The sequence below is a fragment of the Bradyrhizobium sp. genome (assembly GCF_050014615.1).
GTDB lineage: Bacteria > Pseudomonadota > Alphaproteobacteria > Rhizobiales > Xanthobacteraceae > Bradyrhizobium.
The window spans coordinates 26,806-42,333 of the sequence record NZ_JBEKCZ010000018.1 but is presented as its reverse complement, the minus strand read 5'-3'; the positions used below and the strand labels follow the sequence as shown (position 1 = coordinate 42,333).

Below are 15,528 nucleotides of genomic sequence, written 5' to 3'. Positions count from 1 at the left end.
GCGATGGGACCGTCAACCCCCTTCATTCGCCGGCCGATCGCAACGACGTTGCTCACCTTCGGTCTTGCAGCGGCGGGGGCCGTCGCGTTTTTCAAGCTGCCGGTCTCGCCGTTGCCGCAGGTCGACTTTCCGACCATTTCGGTACAAGCGACCCTGCCGGGCGGCAGCCCGCAAGACGTCGCGACGACCGTCGCCAGCCCGCTTGAACGACATCTCGGGCAGATCGCCGACGTGACCGAGATGACTTCGTCGAGCACGGTGGGAGCCGTGCGCATCACCCTGCAGTTCGGCCTCAACCGCGACATCAACGGCGCGGCGCGCGATGTGCAGGCGGCCATCAATGCGGCACGCGCCGACCTTCCGACCAGCCTGCGATCCAATCCGACCTATCGCAAGGTCAATCCCGCCGACGCTCCGATCCTGATCCTGACCTTGACCTCCGACACCATGACCCGCGGCGATCTGTATGACGCGGCATCGACTGTGCTGGCGCAGAAGCTGTCGCAGGTCGAGGGGATCGGCGAGGTTGTTGTCGGCGGCAGTTCGCTGCCTGCGGTACGGGCCGAACTCATTCCGCAGGCGCTATACAAGTATGGCGTCGGTCTTGAGGACGTGCGGGCTGCAATAGCCAGCGCCAATGCGCACAGCCCGAAGGGCGGGATCGACGTCGAGGACCAGCGTTTTCAGATCTATGCCAATGACCAGGCCAACAAGGCCGACGACTACAAATCCCTGATCCTGGCCTACCGAAATGGCGCGCCGGTTCATCTCTCCGACGTCGGTGACGTGACCGACTCGGTCGAGAATCTCCGTAACGCAGGTCTCGCGAACGGCAAACCAGCCGTCCTGATCATTCTCTACAGGCAGCCGGGCGCCAACATCATCAGTACCGTCGATCTGGTGAAGGGGCTGATACCCCAGCTGAGGGCGTCGATTTCGCCGGCCATCGACATCGGACTGGCGGTCGACCGTTCGACCACCATTCGCACATCGTTGCGCGACGTCGAGCGGACCCTGATCCTCGCGGTACTGCTGGTGATCGTCGTGGTTTTTGCCTTCCTGCGAAACCTTCGCGCGACGCTGATACCGGTTGTGGCGGTATCGGTATCGTTGATCGCGACATTCGCCGCCATGTATCTGATGGGCTACAGCCTCGACAATCTGTCGCTGATGGCGCTCACGGTTGCGACCGGATTCGTGGTCGACGATGCCATCGTCGTTCTCGAGAACATCACCCGTTACATCGAAAACGGGATGACGCCGCTGGAAGCGTCGCTCAAGGGAGCCAACGAGGTCGGCTTCACCGTGCTTTCGATGAGCATCTCCCTGATCGCCGTGTTCATTCCCATTCTGCTGATGGGCGGCATTGTCGGCCGCTTGTTCCGCGAATTTGCGATGACGATCTCGATATCGATCATGATCTCGCTTGCGATTTCACTGGCGACCACGCCGATGATGTGCGCCGTGCTGCTGCGCAACCATTCCAACGAGGGACATGGACGGCTTTATCGCGTCAGCGAACGCTTCTTCGATGCCATGCTGAACGCCTATCGGCGGACCCTGACCGTCGCGCTTCAGCATCCGGCATCGATGATGTTGATTTTCGGCGCGGTGCTGTGGCTCAACTTCCACCTGTACAACGTCATCCCGAAGGGCTTTTTCCCGCAGCAGGATACCGGGCGGCTCGTCGGTTCGATCCAGGCGGATCAGAGCATTTCATTTCAGCTGATGCAGCAGAAGCTCACGCAATTCGTCACCATCATCAAGAACGATCCCGCAGTGGAAGCCGTCGTTGGGTTCACTGGCGGAGGTCAAACCAATTCGGGTTTCATGTTCGTTTCACTGAAGCCGCTCGACGAGCGTCACATCTCGGCGGATGGCGTCATTGCGCGGCTGCGGCGCGAGATGGCGATTGTTCCGGGAGCAACCCTGTTTCTGCAGGCGGTTCAAGATATCCGCGTTGGCGGCCGCGCCAGCAATGCGCAATATCAGTTCACTTTACAGGCCCCGACGCTGGAGGAACTCAACGAATGGTCGCCGAAGATCGCGGCGGCGCTGCAGACCGATCCTAATCTCACCGACGTCAACAGCGACCAGCAAAACAAGGGGCTCGAGTCCGACCTCGTGATCGACCGGGACGCTGCCGCTCAATTAGGGATCACCGTCAGCCAGATCGACAATACCCTCTATGACGCGTTCGGCCAGCGCCAGGTGTCGACCATCTATGTCGCCCGCAACCAGTATCATGTGATCATGGAAGTGGCGCCGCAATATTGGCAAAATCCGGAGACGCTGAAGGATGTCTATGTCAGCACATCCGGCGGCTCGGTCGGCGGATCACAGGCGACAAATGCGGTGGCGGGAACCGTCGTTGCGACCGGAACCTCGGCCTCGGTCAATTCGGCCAATGCCCAGGCCGCCCGAAATCTCGCAACCAACTCGATCGGCGCCACCGGCAAGGGCGTGGCCTCCACCGGTTCCGCGGTCAGCACAAGCCAGGAAACCATGATTCCGCTGTCCGCCGTTGCGCGTTTTACGCAAGGCGCGACACCACTGGCAGTCAATCATCAGGGCCTGCTGGTCGCTACCACCATTTCGTTCAACCTGCCGGCCAATGTATCGCTCAGCACGGCCGTCACCTCGATCGAGGCCGCCATGAACCGGATCGGCGTGCCCGCGACCATTCGCGGCACGTTCCAGGGCACGGCGAAGGCCTTTCAGGATTCGCTCAGCAATCAGCCCTTTCTCATCCTGGCCGCCCTGGTCACAATCTACATCGTGCTCGGCGTCCTGTATGAAAGCTACGTTCATCCGCTGACGATCCTGTCCACATTGCCTTCCGCCGGCGTGGGCGCGCTTCTGGCCCTGATGGCGTTCAAGACTGAATTCAGTATCATGGCGCTGATCGGCGTCATTCTGCTGATCGGCATTGTCAAGAAGAATGCAATCATGATGATTGATTTTGCGCTCGACGCAGAACGAAGGCGCGGGCTCAGTCCGCTTGACGCGATCTACGAGGCCTGCCTGCTCCGCTTCCGGCCGATCATGATGACGACCATGGCCGCCCTGCTTGGCGCCCTGCCCCTCGCCATCGGCCTGGGCGATGGCGGTGAACTTCGGCAGCCGCTGGGTATTGCGATTGTTGGGGGTCTTATCCTCAGTCAGATCCTGACGCTCTATTCAACGCCGGTCATCTACCTGTATATGGATCGGTTCCGATCCTGGGGCCAACGTCTCCGGGACGGCGGCACAGCACCACTCGCGCCCGATACGACGCTGCAACCGGGCGAATGAATGTCGATAGTAACATGTCAACAGTAAAACCAATGATCGGCCAAGCTCTCGAACAAGCCCTGCGCCATCTCGGATTCGGGACGGCATCTGTCCTGCGAGCCGCCAGAGCACAATTGGGGTCGCGCCGCGACCGGGCGTCCGGGAATACGCCAACCCCCTACATCGCAAGATTTGCCGGCAAGATGCGGATGGCTTCCGCCCTCTCTGCCCTTCTGCTCAGCCCGGCCCTGTCGGGCTGTATCCTCGGAACCGAAAAACCCGAACTCAACCTTGATATGCCGGCGGCGTATCGCGAAGGCGGCCGCAGTGCGCCTGACGCCTCGCTTCCAGCACTGGATTGGTGGCGCGGCTTCCAGTCCCGCGAACTGACTTCGCTGATGGAAGCCTCGCAAGTCTACAATCTCGATATCGCCGTGGCGATTGCCCAGATCGTCCAGGCCGACGCCCAGGTGGGGGTATCGGGCGCCCCCTTGCTGCCGTCGATTACCGGGAACGGCACAGCCGAGCGTGAGCACGTCTCCACCGCCAGCGCCGGTGGGGCCGGCGGGCCGACGACGTTCTCGCAATACAGTCTGGGCCTTACTGCAAGTTACATGGTCGATTTCTGGGGCAAGAACCGCGCCACGCTTTATGCCGCCGAAGAAAGTGCGACCGCGGCCCGATACAATCGCGAAGTCGTGGCGCTCACAACGATCGTGACCGTCGCCAACACCTATTTCCAGGTTCTCGCCGCCCAGGACGAGCTAAGGGTGGCACGCCGGAATCTCGCCGCCGCTGAGCGCATTCTCGTGCTCATCAAACAGCAATTTAACGGCGGCACGGCGTCGCAACTCGACCTGTCGCAACAGGAAGCGCTGGTGTCGACCGAACGCGCGGCCATTCCGCCGCTTGAAATCACGCTGAGGCAGAATATCGCCGCCCTCGCGCTGCTGGTCGCGCGAGCTCCGGCGAATTTCACGGTGCACGGCGGCACGATGACGCAGATCGTGATTCCGCGCGTCACGCCGGGCATGCCCTCGGAACTGCTGAACCAACGACCCGACATCCGTCAGGCCGAGGCCCAGTTGGCTTCGTCCAATTTCAGCGTCGAATCGGCGCGCGCCGCGTTCTTCCCGCAGATCCAGTTGACCGCCACAACCGGTGTCCAGAGCGCTGCCCTCGCATCGCTGTTCGGACCGGGCGCCTGGTTTTACACCCTGGCCGCCGGGCTGACGCAGCCGATCTTCGACGGCTTCCTGCTGGAGAGCCAGCTGAAGCAGGCGAAAGGTTTGCAGCTGCAATATCTGCAGGCTTATCGCAAGGCGGTGCTGTCGGCGTTCGCCGACGTCGAGAAGGCCCTCGTGGCGCTTTCGCAATCCACCCTGCAGGAGCGCCTCCAGGCCCAGGCCGTGACCGATTCCCGCAAGGCTTTCGAGGTATCCGAAACCCAGTTGCGGGCCGGCACGGTCAATCTCATCACGGTGCTGCAGACCCAGCAGACGCTCCTCACCAACGAGAACACGTTGGCGCAAGTGCGGTTGACCAAGCTGCTCGCCGCCAGCAGCCTGTTCCAGGCCCTGGGCGGCGGATGGAATCCGAACGGGCAGCTGTCGTCACTGGAACCGTCCTCACCGCCTTCACCGCAGCCGTAGGATCGCCTGAGGCTCCCGAGTGCGGGCTTCTCCGGGGGATCGCGCGATGACCGCCGCGACCGATCAGCGGCCCGCCTCGGCCTCTTTGGATAGATCGTTCAAGAATCTGTCCAGTGCGCTGCTTCCAGCTTCCTGGGCCGCCCGATGAGAGCGATAACCGTCGCCGGAAATCTTGACGCCCATGGCTTCTTTACGGCGCTGGATCTCCCAGCCAAAGGGATTGGCGCCATCGCCACGGCGGCTTACGACGACAAAATAAGTTCTGCTTCGATTGTCGGGATGCATACTCACTCTAACCGCCAATGCTGCGGCGGTTCGCTCCCGATCGGAGATTTTTATGAAGTCCGCGCAACGCTCGATAACTACTCTTGTCAACTGATGGGCGGCCGAACTCAGCCGGCCGCCCGCTTGGCATCCGTTGTTTAGTCCCGGATTATTTCATCGCATCGTAGACGGCGAACGAGTAGGCGCCTTCCGGCTTTTTGGTAATGACGGGATCGGATCCGCCCGCCATCAACTCGGCAACGGTGCGGTCGTAATCCTTGACGTCCAGCTTGCCGTCCGCTGCGCCGAGCAGCTTGGCGATTTCGGTCATCATCCGCTTCTGGTCCTTTTCGGTTTTCGCACCGGTCGAGTCCCCGGCCAGGATGATCTTCACGGCTTCATCCGGATGGCTCTTGGCGTAGTCCCAGCCCTTCATCGAAGCCTTGACGAATTTCGCCATCTTGGTCACGAACGCCGGATCCTTGAGGTTCTTTTCCAGCACCCAGAGACCGTCCTCGAGCGTGGCTACGCCCTCGTCTTCATATTTGAAGACCACAAGCTGGCTCGGCTTGTAGCCGCCGTCGATCACCTGCCAATACTCGTTGTAGGACATCGTCGAGACGCAGTCGGCCTGCTTCTGCAGGATCGGATCGACGTTGAAGCCCTGCTTGATGATCTTGATACCGCCCGCCGAACCATCGGTCTTGTAGCCCAGCTTCGACATCCAGGACAGGAACGGATACTCGTTGCCGCCGTACCAGATCCCGATGGTCTTGCCCTTGAAATCGGTCGGCTTCTTGATGCCGGTATCGGCGCGGCAGGTCAGCATCAGGCCGGACTTCTTGAACGTCTGCGAGATGTTGACCAGCGGCACGCCCTTTTCGCGCGACGCCAGTGCCGACGGCATCCAGTCGACCACCACATCGGCGCCGCCGCCGGCGATCACCTGCGGAGGTGCCACGTCGGGACCACCCGCCTTGATCGTGACGTCAAGGCCGGCGTCCTTGTAGAAGCCCTTTTCCTTGGCCACAAAATAACCGGCGAACTGGGCTTGCGCGACCCATTTCAGCTGGATGGTGACGGTGTCCGCCGCTTGCGCAGTCGCCAACGACAATCCCATCGTTACGCCTGCTGCGATTGCTACTATGTTCTTCATTCGATACTCCGAAGCTTTAAGAACCCGCCGAGTCAGGTTCGATAGGATGGATGCCAGAAAGTGGTCGCGCGCTCGGCGAGCGCGACAAGTCCGTAGAAGGCCATTCCAGCGATCGCGGCGAGAGCGATTTCCGCCCACACCATATCGATCGCCATTCGCCCCGCCTCCGTTGAGATGCGAAAACCTATGCCTTGCGTCGGCGTACCGAAGAATTCGGCGACGATCGCGCCGATCAGCGCCAGCGTGGCGTTGATCTTCAAGGCGTTGAAAATAAATGGCAACGCCGCCGGCAAATAGAGCTTGGTCAGCGTCTGCCGATGGTCCGCGCCATAGGATCGCATCAGGTCGCGCTCCATATGTCCGGATGCGGATAATCCCGCGAGCGTGTTCACCAGCATCGGGAAGAATGTCACGAGCGCCACGACAGCGGCCTTCGATGGCCAGTCGAAGCCGAACCACATCACCATGATCGGGGCCACACCGACCAGCGGCAGTGCTGAAAAGAAATTACCGAGCGGAAGCAATCCGCGCCCCAGAAAGGCGAAACGCTGCGCGACGATCGCGACCAGCAGGCCGGCGCCGCAGCCGATGGCATAGCCGATCAATACGCCGCGAATGAAGGTCTGCACGAAATCCTGTCCGAGCGTCGGCAACGATGATGCGAACCGCGCGGCCGCTGCACTCGGGGACGGCAAGATCACCGAGGGTACGCCGAAGCCGCGCACCAGCACTTCCCAGAGATAGAACACCACCGCCCCGAACAGCAGGGGAATTGCAAGATTGAGCAGGCGGCGCGAAGCGCCGTCGCGCGGCCGCATCGAAGCAAGCTCAACCACGCAAAGCGCCGCGCCAAGCCAGGCCGCGAGCACCATCACCCAAAAGCCGATCGCCGCCGAACCGCCGATATCAGGGTCGCGCAACAAGGCCAGCGTGGTGATCGCCGCGCAGAGCACGCCGGCAAAGCCGAGCGCGGTCGCCCACGCCCCGCCGATCCATGCCGCCGCGGCGAACAGCAGCGCCGCGACCAGCGCAATTGCCAACAAGTTCGGCCGCGCCGACAAAGTGGTGACCACCTCGCTGGAAAGCGGCAGGACCAGCGCCAGCAGCATGGCCGCCGCGGCGACAATAAAGCCCAATCTGCGCCTGCGTGGGTTCAAGGCCGCGTCCCCATTTGCCGCGCGACGCCGCGCTCGGTCAGGTCCACCAGTCCAATCAGGCCCGAGGCGAGGATCGCTGCTGCCAGCAGCGCCGCCCATATCTGGATCGTCTGGCCGTAATACGAACCGGCCAGCAGCCGCGCGCCGATACCGGCCTCGGCGCCGGTCGGCAGTTCGGCCACGATAGCACCGATCAGCGAAATTGTAATCGCGACCTTCAGGCTGGCGAAAAGATAGGGAACGGCGGCGGGCCAGCGCAGCTTCGACAGTACCTGTCGGGGTGTCGCCGACCAGGTGCGCATCAGATCGAGCTGCATCGGATCCGGCGCGGTGAAACCCTTCACCATTCCGATCGTGATCGGGAAAAAGCACAGATAGGCCGAGATGATCGACTTCGGCAGCAGACCCTGCAGGCCGATCGCGCCGAGCACCACGACGAAGATCGGCGCCAGCGCCAGGATCGGCACCATTTGCGAACAGATGATCCAGGGCAGCAGGCTTTTCTCCAGCACGCGGCTGTGCACGATCATCAGCGCCAGACCGATACCCAGCAGCGCGCCCATCAAGAAACCAAGCAGCGTCGCCGAGAGCGTTACGACCGAATGATAGACCAGGCTGCGCGGCGCGTTCGGTGCGTAGCCGAACACCGAATCGACAAAGGCGTTGATCACCTGATGCGGCGCCGGCAGCAGCGGCCGCTCCGCGCTCATGGTGCCATCAATCAGGTCGGATATCGTGTACGGTGTCTCTTCCCGCTCAAACCCGTCGCGCACCAGCGAAAGGTTCATCAGGACGGCCCCGACGTACCAGATCGCAATCAACGCCAGCACAATCGTTACGATCGGCGCGTAACGCTCCACCAGCGGATGTTGCCGCAGCGAGCCGGTGCCTGACGCTGGCAGAGCGAGCGCGCTATTCGTCATAGGAGTGCCCCGCCCGAAGACCGACGCGCACGCGCTGCGCGATCTTCAGGAACTCCGGCGTCTCGCGAATCTCCAGGGTGCGAACACGCGGAAAGTTGCAATCGATGATATCGATGATCCGTCCCGGCCGCGGCGACATCACCACGATCTTGGTGGACAGGAACACCGCCTCGGGAATCGAGTGGGTCACAAACAGGACCGTCTTTCCGGTCTTGTCCCACAATTGCAGCAACTGCTCATTGAGATGATCGCGGACAATCTCGTCGAGCGCGCCGAACGGCTCATCCATCAGCAGCAGTTCGGGATCGAATGACAACGCGCGGGCGATCGATACCCGTTGCTGCATGCCGCCGGACAATTGCCAGGGGAATTTGCGCTCGAAACCGGTGAGGTTGACCAGCGCCAGATAGCGCGCCGCGCGCTGCCGCTGCTCGCTATCGGAAAAACCCATGATCTCCAGCGGCAGCTTCAGGTTCTTCTCGATCGTGCGCCACGGGAACAACGCGGGCGCCTGGAACACGTAGCCGTATCTGCGTTCGAGCCGCGCCTGCTCGGCAGTCATGCCGTTGACGAGCAGCGTGCCGGCCGTCGGCTGCTGGAGATCGGCAATCACCCGCAGCATCGTGGTTTTGCCGCAGCCGGAGGGGCCGATGAAGGAAACGAATTCGCCGTCCGCGATCTGCAAACTGACATTCGATAACGCATCGACCTTGCCGTCGGCGGTTTCAAACGTCAGCGAAACATTGCGAACATCCACCGCCAGGCGCTGCGGTGCCGGAATCGATTCTGTACTGACTTCCGCTGTGTTGTTCATACGCACCGGCTCGATCGAGGCGACAGACGATTCTCGCACGTCCGGACGTAGCGTAACGTCCAGATGATCCAGCTTCAATGCTTTCGACATTCGCAGCCCCATAGCCAAATACTGGCAAACACCGTTGCAAATGGCGCGCTCAATGTTTGCGCATGCGGAGATATTAATGGGCAAGAACAACCATCGGGGCCAAACATACCCTTATCGGATTTTCAGATAGCCAGAAAACCGCTCGGTTTTTGACTTGCGCGGGAGCTCGCCTCATACTTTGAGGACGGCTTCTTGCCTGTCGCGCAGGACCGCATTTTTGATTGCCCGCACGCGAGCGCCATGAAGCCTGCTCCCTTCAAATATATCGCCGCCACCTCGCTCGAGCACGCGCTCTCGCTCAAGGGCGAATACGGCGATGACGCGAAATTTCTGGCCGGCGGACAAAGCCTGATGCCAACGATGAATTTTCGCCTGGCTCAGCCGGCCATTCTGATCGACCTCAATCGGATCGAAGGCCTCGGCGTCATCCGGCCATGCGATGCCAGCGGTGCGCGCATCGGTGCGCTGACCCGCTATCGCACCCTGGAACGCGATTCCGGCTTTGCGCAGATGTTTCCCCTGATCGCCGAAGCGTTGCCACACATCGCGCACCCGCAGATCCGCAACCGCGGAACGATCGGGGGAAATCTTTCGCACGCCGACCCGGCCTCGGAGCTTCCGGCCATCATGGTTGCTCTTGGTGCCCGGTTCCGCATTCAGACTGCCACGCAGGAGCGCTGGGTCGAGTCGTCGGATTTTTTCTTAGGCGCCCTCACCACCGATCTTCAGCCCGATGAAATGCTTGTCGAAGTCGAGTTGCCATTGTCGAAACCGCGCACCGGCTCCTGCTTCATGGAGATCGCGCGCCGGCGCGGCGATTTCGCGATCGCGGGCGTGGCCGCCATGATGACCCTAAGCGAGCAGGACGAATGCACCCACGTCCGTTTGACGTTTTGCGGCGTGGGCGAAACTCCCGTCGATGCAAGTTCGGCGGCCGATCCTCTCATCGGGCGGGCTCCGACCGAAGCAGCGATCTGCGATGTCGCCGCATCCGTGCAGGCGATGATCGATCCGGGCGGCAGCGTTCACGCCACGGCGGATTATCAGCGCCATGTTGCAGGTGTGCTCACCGAGCGGGCACTGCAGACAGCTCACCAGCGGGCGCGCCATGGAAAGTGACGATCACGAAATTTCGGTATCGGTCAATGGCGTGCGTTACCGGCGCCGCGTCGAATCGCGCCTGCTGCTGAGCGACTTCCTTCGTCACGATCTGGCGCTCGCCGGCACTCACGTCGGTTGCGAACATGGCGTGTGTGGCGCCTGTACCGTCCTGCTCGACGGCGAGCCGGTGCGCTCATGCCTGATGCTTGCCGTGCAAGCCGAGAACCATGAAATCTCGACCATCGAGGGCCTCGCGACCAAGGACGGCACCTACCATCCGCTGCAGCAGGCAATGCACGATCATCACGGCCTGCAATGCGGCTACTGTACGCCCGGCATTCTCATGACCATGACGGCCTTTCTCGATGAAAACCTCACGCCCAGCGAAGACGAGGTACGCGAAGCGCTTTCGGGAAATCTGTGCCGCTGCACCGGATATCAGAATATCGTCGACGCCGTGATGGCGGCGGCGGCACGGATGCGGGGCTAGGGAGAATGTCTACCCGCACATTCGGCGAACCAATCAAACGCAACGAGGACCGCCGGCTTCTCACCGGCCGGGCCCTGTTCATCGACGACGTCGAATTGCCGGGAATGCTGCATGTCGCGTTCCTGCGCAGCCAGGTTGCGCATGCGCGAATCCTGAAGATCGACGTTTCGAAGGCGCGACAGCGCCCCGGTGTGGTCGCCGCCTATGTCGCCGACGATCTCGGCGAATACTGGAAGCCTGGTCCTCTGCTGGTGCCGCCGCCTCCGATTGCCGGCATCGTCTTCAACCAGCGAACCCAGGTTCCGCTCGCCAAGGGCAAAGTCCGCCATGTCGGCGAACCCCTGGCCATCGTGATCGCGGAGAGCCGCTATCTCGCCGAGGACGCGCTCGACGATATCGACGTCGAACTCGAACAGCTCCCGGCCGTGGTCGATCTGGAACAGGGGCTCCGCGCCGGATCGGCGCTGGTTCACGACGACGTCGGCTCCAACGTGTCGGCTCATGTCCGGCAGACCAAGGGCAATTATGCCGCGGCGGCGGCCAAGGCCGATCGTATCATCAAACGCCGTTTCCGGTATGAACACGGCATTTCATCGCCGATCGAAACCCGCGGCGTGGTGGCGCAGTGGGATGCGCGCGCCAACCAGATGACGATCTGGGATACCACCCAGGCTCCGGTGTTCGTCCGCAACGGCCTCGCCGCCATGCTCGGGCTCAACGAGCGTCAGGTCCGTGTCATCGCGCCATTCGTCGGCGGCGGCTTCGGGCCGAAGATCATGATGTTCTATCCCGAGGAAGTACTGCTGCCCTGGGTATCGATAAAGCTGAACCGGCCGGTCAAATGGATCGAAGACCGGCTGGAGCATTTCTTCGCCACCACCCACGAGCGCGGGCAGATTCACGATGCCGAGATGGCGCTCAGCAGCGATGGCCGGATCCTCGGCATCAAGGACGTGTTCCTGCACGACGGCGGCGCCTACGATCCGTATGGGCTGACGGTGCCGATCAACAGCCAGTGCACCCTGCTCGGCCCCTATGTCGTGCCGAACTACGACAGCACCTTCACCCAGGTGTTCACCAATCTGACGATTGTCACGCCGTATCGCGGCGCCGGACGCCAGCACGGCGTATTCGTCATGGAGCGTTTGCTGGATTTCGCAGCGCATGAATTGAACATCGACCGTGCCGAGATCCGGCGGCGGAATCTGATTCCGGCCGATGCGTTCCCCTACAAGAACGAAATCATCTATCAGGATTTCCAGCCGCTCGAATATGACAGCGGCAATTACGAGCCGGTGCTCGACATGGCGCTGGAAGCGATCGGGTACAAGACTTTCAAGGCGCAGCAGGCCGCGGCGCGCCAAGAGGGCCGCCATCTCGGCATCGGCGTGGCCTGTTATGTCGAAGGCACCGGGATCGGTCCTTACGAGGGGGCCAAGGTTCAGGTGCAATCGAACGGCAAGGTCAGCGTCGCGACCGGGATCGGAACCCAGGGACAGGGACACTTCACTGTTTTCGCCCAGATTGCCGCTGATCAGCTGGGGGTCGCCGTCACCGATGTCGACGTCGTGACCGGCGATACCGATCAGTTCTATTGGGGCGCCGGCACCTTTGCCAGCCGCGGCGCGGTGGTCGCCGGCAATGCGGTCAATGAGGCCTCAAAGGTCGTGCGCAAGAAGGCTCTGAAGCTTGCCAGCGATCTGTTTGAGTGCGCCGAGGAAGACCTCGTGCTTGAGGACGGCAAAGTCTCGATCGTCGGCATTCCCGAAAAATTCGTCAGGCTCGGCGATCTCGCCAACCAGGCCAATCCGATGCGCGGGGCGGTCCAGCCCGGCACCGAACCGGGGCTGGAATCGACGCAGTATTTCGGCCCCCCGATGGGAGCGACGGCCAATGGCGTCCATGCCATGATCGTCGAAATGGATCCGCGCACCTTCGATCTGAAGGTCCTGAAATATGTCGTGGTGCATGACTGCGGCACGGTGATCAACCCGATGATTCTGGCCGGCCAGATTCACGGCGGCGTCGCGCAAGGGATCGGCAACGCGTTCTACGAGAAACTGGTATTCGACGATCAGGGGCAACTCCTGAACGCATCACTGGCGGATTATCTGTTGCCGACCGCGCTAGAGGTTCCCCGCATCGAACTCGGCCACACCGTGACTCCATCGCCGCTCAATCCGATGGGCATCAAGGGCGCCGGCGAAGCCGGCGCTATCCCGGTCGGGCCATTGTTCGCGCAGGCGATCGAGGACGCGCTCGATCTGGGACGCCGCGGCGTCGACTTGCTCGAAATTCCGCTCAGCCCAAGCCGCCTGTTCGAACTTACCCGGAACACCAGCACATGATCCTGGTCACGGGTGCCGGCGGCAAGACAGGCAAGGCCGTTTTAAGGGCCCTTGTCACACGGAGCGCATCGGTACGCGCATTCGTTCGAAGCTCGGCGCATGAAGCGGCCCTGAGGACGATCGGTGCCCGTGACGTCGTTGTCGGCGCGATGGACGATCCGCAGGCGCTCGCCCGCGCCACCCACGGCATACGGGCGATCTATCACATCTGTCCGAACGTCAGTCCGCACGAAATGTCGTTTGCGAAGGCGCTGGTCGATGCCGCGACCAGTTCCGGCGTGGCGCGGCTTGTCTACCACTCGGTGCTGCACCCGCAGGTCGAGGCGATGCCACACCACTGGAGCAAGCTGCGGGTCGAGGAAATGCTGCTCGCCTCCAGACTCGACATCACCATCCTGCAGCCCACGGCCTACATGCAGAACAGCCTGGCCGAATGGGACAGGATGGTCCGCGACGGCATCTATCGCGTGCCCTACCCGATCGAAACGCGGCTTAGTCTGGTCGATCTCGACGATGTCGCCAAAGCCGCGGAAATAGTGCTGACAAACGCCAGCCATTCGCACGCTACTTACGAACTGGTGGGCACGCCGCCGCTCAGCCAGATCGAGATCGCGGATGCCTTCGGCCGGGCGCTGAAGAAGCCTATTCACGCGGAGGCCGAAACCGTTGAAAGCTGGGACACCCGCGCGCGCAACGCCGGCATGGAAGACCACGCGCGCGAAACACTGACAAAAATGTTTCGCGCCTACGCGCGCGATGGCCTCAAGGGCAACTCCAACGTGCTCGGCTGGCTGCTCGGGCGCCCGCCGACCTCGCTCGCCGGCTTTGCCGCACGGATCGCCGCGGCTCAGGCGTGAGGCGGCCAGCCGATGGGATGGGTCTGCTGCACGATCTTCATGACCGATAGAATCAGCGGCTCTTCGAAACGCGGGCCGACGATCTGGATTCCGACCGGCAATCCGTCGCTGGTTTGGCCTGCCGGCACGCTGCCGCCGGGCAGGCTCATCAGCGTGATCAGGAACGAACCGGCGATCCAGTCGGTGTAGTTGTCCAGCTTTTTGCCGTTGATCAGGGTGGGGAAATTCATCTCCACCGGGAACTGCTTCACCGGCGATTGTGGCGTGATCAACAAATCATATTGTTCGAAGAACTTTGCAAAGCGCTGGAACAATTCCGCGCGCTTCTGCTCGGACGCCGCAAAATCCAGCGGGGTCACCTTGAAGCCCGCCTTGACGTTGCCCTTCAGATTGACTCCGAATTCTTCCAGATGGTCGAGATTGGCGAATTGCTGCCCGACCATCCAAAGTCCACGCCACGCCTGGTAGGGCGACTTGCCGTCGGAGATATCGAACACGATCTCCTCCACCGTGGCGCCGGCTTCGCGCAGCGACATCGCGGTTTTCCGGCAGATATCGTCGATCTCCGGCTCGACGCCGATGCCTGCGATATCGGAAACATAGGCGATGCGCAGGCCCTTGACGTCATTGGCATCAGCGACAATGGCTCGGGCGCTGGCCCATGGCGGCGCCACCGAAATCGGTGATTTCAGGCTGAAGCCGACGATGGCATCCAGCATCAATGCGGCATCCTCGGCGGTGCGCGCCAGCGGTCCGTGAACCTGGCCGGGGTCCCAGGCCAGCGGCATCGGCAGGTTCGGCGTCAATCCGGGCGTCGGCCGGATGCCGACAATGCCGCAGAACGACGCCGGCATCCGGATCGAGCAGCCGAAATCCGTTCCCTGCGCCAGCGGGACCATCCCGGTCGCCACCGCGACCGCCGATCCGCCGGAAGAACCCGCCGGGCTCAATGCCGGATTCCAGGGATTTCGGGTGACGCCGAACACCTCGTTGAAGGTATTGGCGCCGGCGGCAAATTCGGGCGTATTGGTCTTGCCGAGCACAATGGCGCCGGCCGCCTTCAGGCGCCGCACCGCCTCGGCATCCTGCGTCGGCACATTGTCTTTGAACAACGGTGAGCCATAGGTGGTGCGGATGCCGGCGGTCGGCGTCACGTCCTTGATCGCAACCGGCAATCCGTGCAGCGCCCCCAGCGCGTCACCGCGCATCACAGCCGCTTCGGCGTCTTTGGCCAGGGCGCGCGCCGCATCGGCCACCAGCGTCACAATGGCATTGAGTTTCGGATTGACGCGCGCGATGGTGGCGAGATGGGAGTCGAGCACCTCGACCGGGCTCACCGTCTTGGCAGCGATCATTGACGCCAACTCGACGGCCGTCTTGCGGCTCAGACTTTCGGTCATATC

General features: G+C 62.1%; 12 protein-coding genes. 6 read left to right on the top strand and 6 right to left on the bottom strand.

The genetic code is table 11. The annotated features are described in order from the left end of the window. Window positions 1–3: 3 nt before the first annotated feature. Entirely contained in the window at window positions 4–3,294 is a 3,291-nt protein-coding gene (locus ABR948_RS05120) for an efflux RND transporter permease subunit (protein WP_428114361.1), read from the top strand. A gap of 188 nt (window positions 3,295–3,482) precedes the next feature. Further along, a complete protein-coding gene (locus ABR948_RS05115) occupies window positions 3,483–4,925 on the top strand; it encodes an efflux transporter outer membrane subunit (protein ID WP_428114360.1) in 1,443 nt (480 codons plus the stop codon). A 63-nt stretch (window positions 4,926–4,988) separates the two neighbouring features. Here the strand turns inward: ABR948_RS05115 and ABR948_RS05110 are convergent, their stop codons facing one another. From ABR948_RS05110 to ABR948_RS05090, 5 genes are all read right to left on the bottom strand, one after another. Beyond that, complete coding sequence (locus ABR948_RS05110; protein ID WP_428114359.1) at window positions 4,989–5,210, bottom strand: hypothetical protein; 222 nt, start codon at window positions 5,208–5,210, stop codon at window positions 4,989–4,991. Window positions 5,211–5,358: 148 nt separating this feature from the next. After that, window positions 5,359–6,345 carry an ABC transporter substrate-binding protein gene (locus ABR948_RS05105; RefSeq protein WP_428114358.1) on the bottom strand — a complete coding sequence of 329 codons (987 nt, stop codon included), beginning with the start codon at window positions 6,343–6,345 and terminating at the stop codon, window positions 5,359–5,361. 32 nt (window positions 6,346–6,377) lie between these two features. Continuing rightward, window positions 6,378–7,454 (bottom strand): ABC transporter permease, encoded by a 1,077-nt coding sequence (locus ABR948_RS05100; protein ID WP_428114372.1) that lies wholly within the window; start codon window positions 7,452–7,454, stop codon window positions 6,378–6,380. A 44-nt stretch (window positions 7,455–7,498) separates the two neighbouring features. Beyond that, complete coding sequence (locus ABR948_RS05095) at window positions 7,499–8,425, bottom strand: ABC transporter permease (RefSeq protein ID WP_428114357.1); 927 nt, start codon at window positions 8,423–8,425, stop codon at window positions 7,499–7,501. After that, window positions 8,415–9,239, bottom strand: coding sequence for an ABC transporter ATP-binding protein (locus ABR948_RS05090; protein WP_428114371.1), 825 nt, complete (start codon window positions 9,237–9,239; stop codon window positions 8,415–8,417). Before ABR948_RS05090 ends, ABR948_RS05095 begins: the two co-directional genes overlap by 11 nt. Before the next feature lie 330 nt (window positions 9,240–9,569). On the opposite strand from ABR948_RS05090, the gene ABR948_RS05085 reads away from it, so the two are divergent. The 4 genes from ABR948_RS05085 to ABR948_RS05070 are packed head-to-tail and all read left to right on the top strand — an operon-like array spanning window position 9,570 to window position 14,125. After that, complete coding sequence (locus tag ABR948_RS05085; RefSeq protein ID WP_428114356.1) at window positions 9,570–10,448, top strand: FAD binding domain-containing protein; 879 nt, start codon at window positions 9,570–9,572, stop codon at window positions 10,446–10,448. After that, window positions 10,438–10,920, top strand: a complete 483-nt coding sequence (locus ABR948_RS05080) for a (2Fe-2S)-binding protein (protein ID WP_428114355.1) — start codon at window positions 10,438–10,440, stop codon at window positions 10,918–10,920. The genes ABR948_RS05085 and ABR948_RS05080 overlap by 11 nt, the downstream gene beginning before the upstream one ends. A gap of 5 nt (window positions 10,921–10,925) precedes the next feature. Beyond that, a complete protein-coding gene (locus ABR948_RS05075; protein ID WP_428114354.1) occupies window positions 10,926–13,268 on the top strand; it encodes a molybdopterin cofactor-binding domain-containing protein in 2,343 nt (780 codons plus the stop codon). Next, on the top strand, window positions 13,265–14,125 hold the full coding sequence (locus tag ABR948_RS05070; RefSeq protein WP_428114353.1) for an SDR family oxidoreductase: 861 nt from the start codon (window positions 13,265–13,267) through the stop codon (window positions 14,123–14,125). The genes ABR948_RS05075 and ABR948_RS05070 overlap by 4 nt, the downstream gene beginning before the upstream one ends. Here the strand turns inward: ABR948_RS05070 and ABR948_RS05065 are convergent. Continuing rightward, on the bottom strand, window positions 14,116–15,525 hold the full coding sequence (locus tag ABR948_RS05065) for an amidase (RefSeq protein ID WP_428114352.1): 1,410 nt from the start codon (window positions 15,523–15,525) through the stop codon (window positions 14,116–14,118). The genes ABR948_RS05070 and ABR948_RS05065 overlap by 10 nt on opposite strands. Window positions 15,526–15,528 lie beyond the last annotated feature (3 nt).

Coding starts and splice junctions, on each gene's coding strand:
- ABR948_RS05120 (WP_428114361.1), top strand. CDS start 4: ATGGGACCGTCAACCCCCTTCATTCGCCGGCCGATCGCAACGACGTTG.
- ABR948_RS05115 (WP_428114360.1), top strand. CDS start 3,483: ATGGCTTCCGCCCTCTCTGCCCTTCTGCTCAGCCCGGCCCTGTCGGGC.
- ABR948_RS05110 (WP_428114359.1), bottom strand. CDS start 5,210: ATGCATCCCGACAATCGAAGCAGAACTTATTTTGTCGTCGTAAGCCGC.
- ABR948_RS05105 (WP_428114358.1), bottom strand. CDS start 6,345: ATGAAGAACATAGTAGCAATCGCAGCAGGCGTAACGATGGGATTGTCG.
- ABR948_RS05100 (WP_428114372.1), bottom strand. CDS start 7,454: ATGCTGCTGGCGCTGGTCCTGCCGCTTTCCAGCGAGGTGGTCACCACT.
- ABR948_RS05095 (WP_428114357.1), bottom strand. CDS start 8,425: ATGACGAATAGCGCGCTCGCTCTGCCAGCGTCAGGCACCGGCTCGCTG.
- ABR948_RS05090 (WP_428114371.1), bottom strand. CDS start 9,239: ATGAACAACACAGCGGAAGTCAGTACAGAATCGATTCCGGCACCGCAG.
- ABR948_RS05085 (WP_428114356.1), top strand. CDS start 9,570: ATGAAGCCTGCTCCCTTCAAATATATCGCCGCCACCTCGCTCGAGCAC.
- ABR948_RS05080 (WP_428114355.1), top strand. CDS start 10,438: ATGGAAAGTGACGATCACGAAATTTCGGTATCGGTCAATGGCGTGCGT.
- ABR948_RS05075 (WP_428114354.1), top strand. CDS start 10,926: ATGTCTACCCGCACATTCGGCGAACCAATCAAACGCAACGAGGACCGC.
- ABR948_RS05070 (WP_428114353.1), top strand. CDS start 13,265: ATGATCCTGGTCACGGGTGCCGGCGGCAAGACAGGCAAGGCCGTTTTA.
- ABR948_RS05065 (WP_428114352.1), bottom strand. CDS start 15,525: ATGACCGAAAGTCTGAGCCGCAAGACGGCCGTCGAGTTGGCGTCAATG.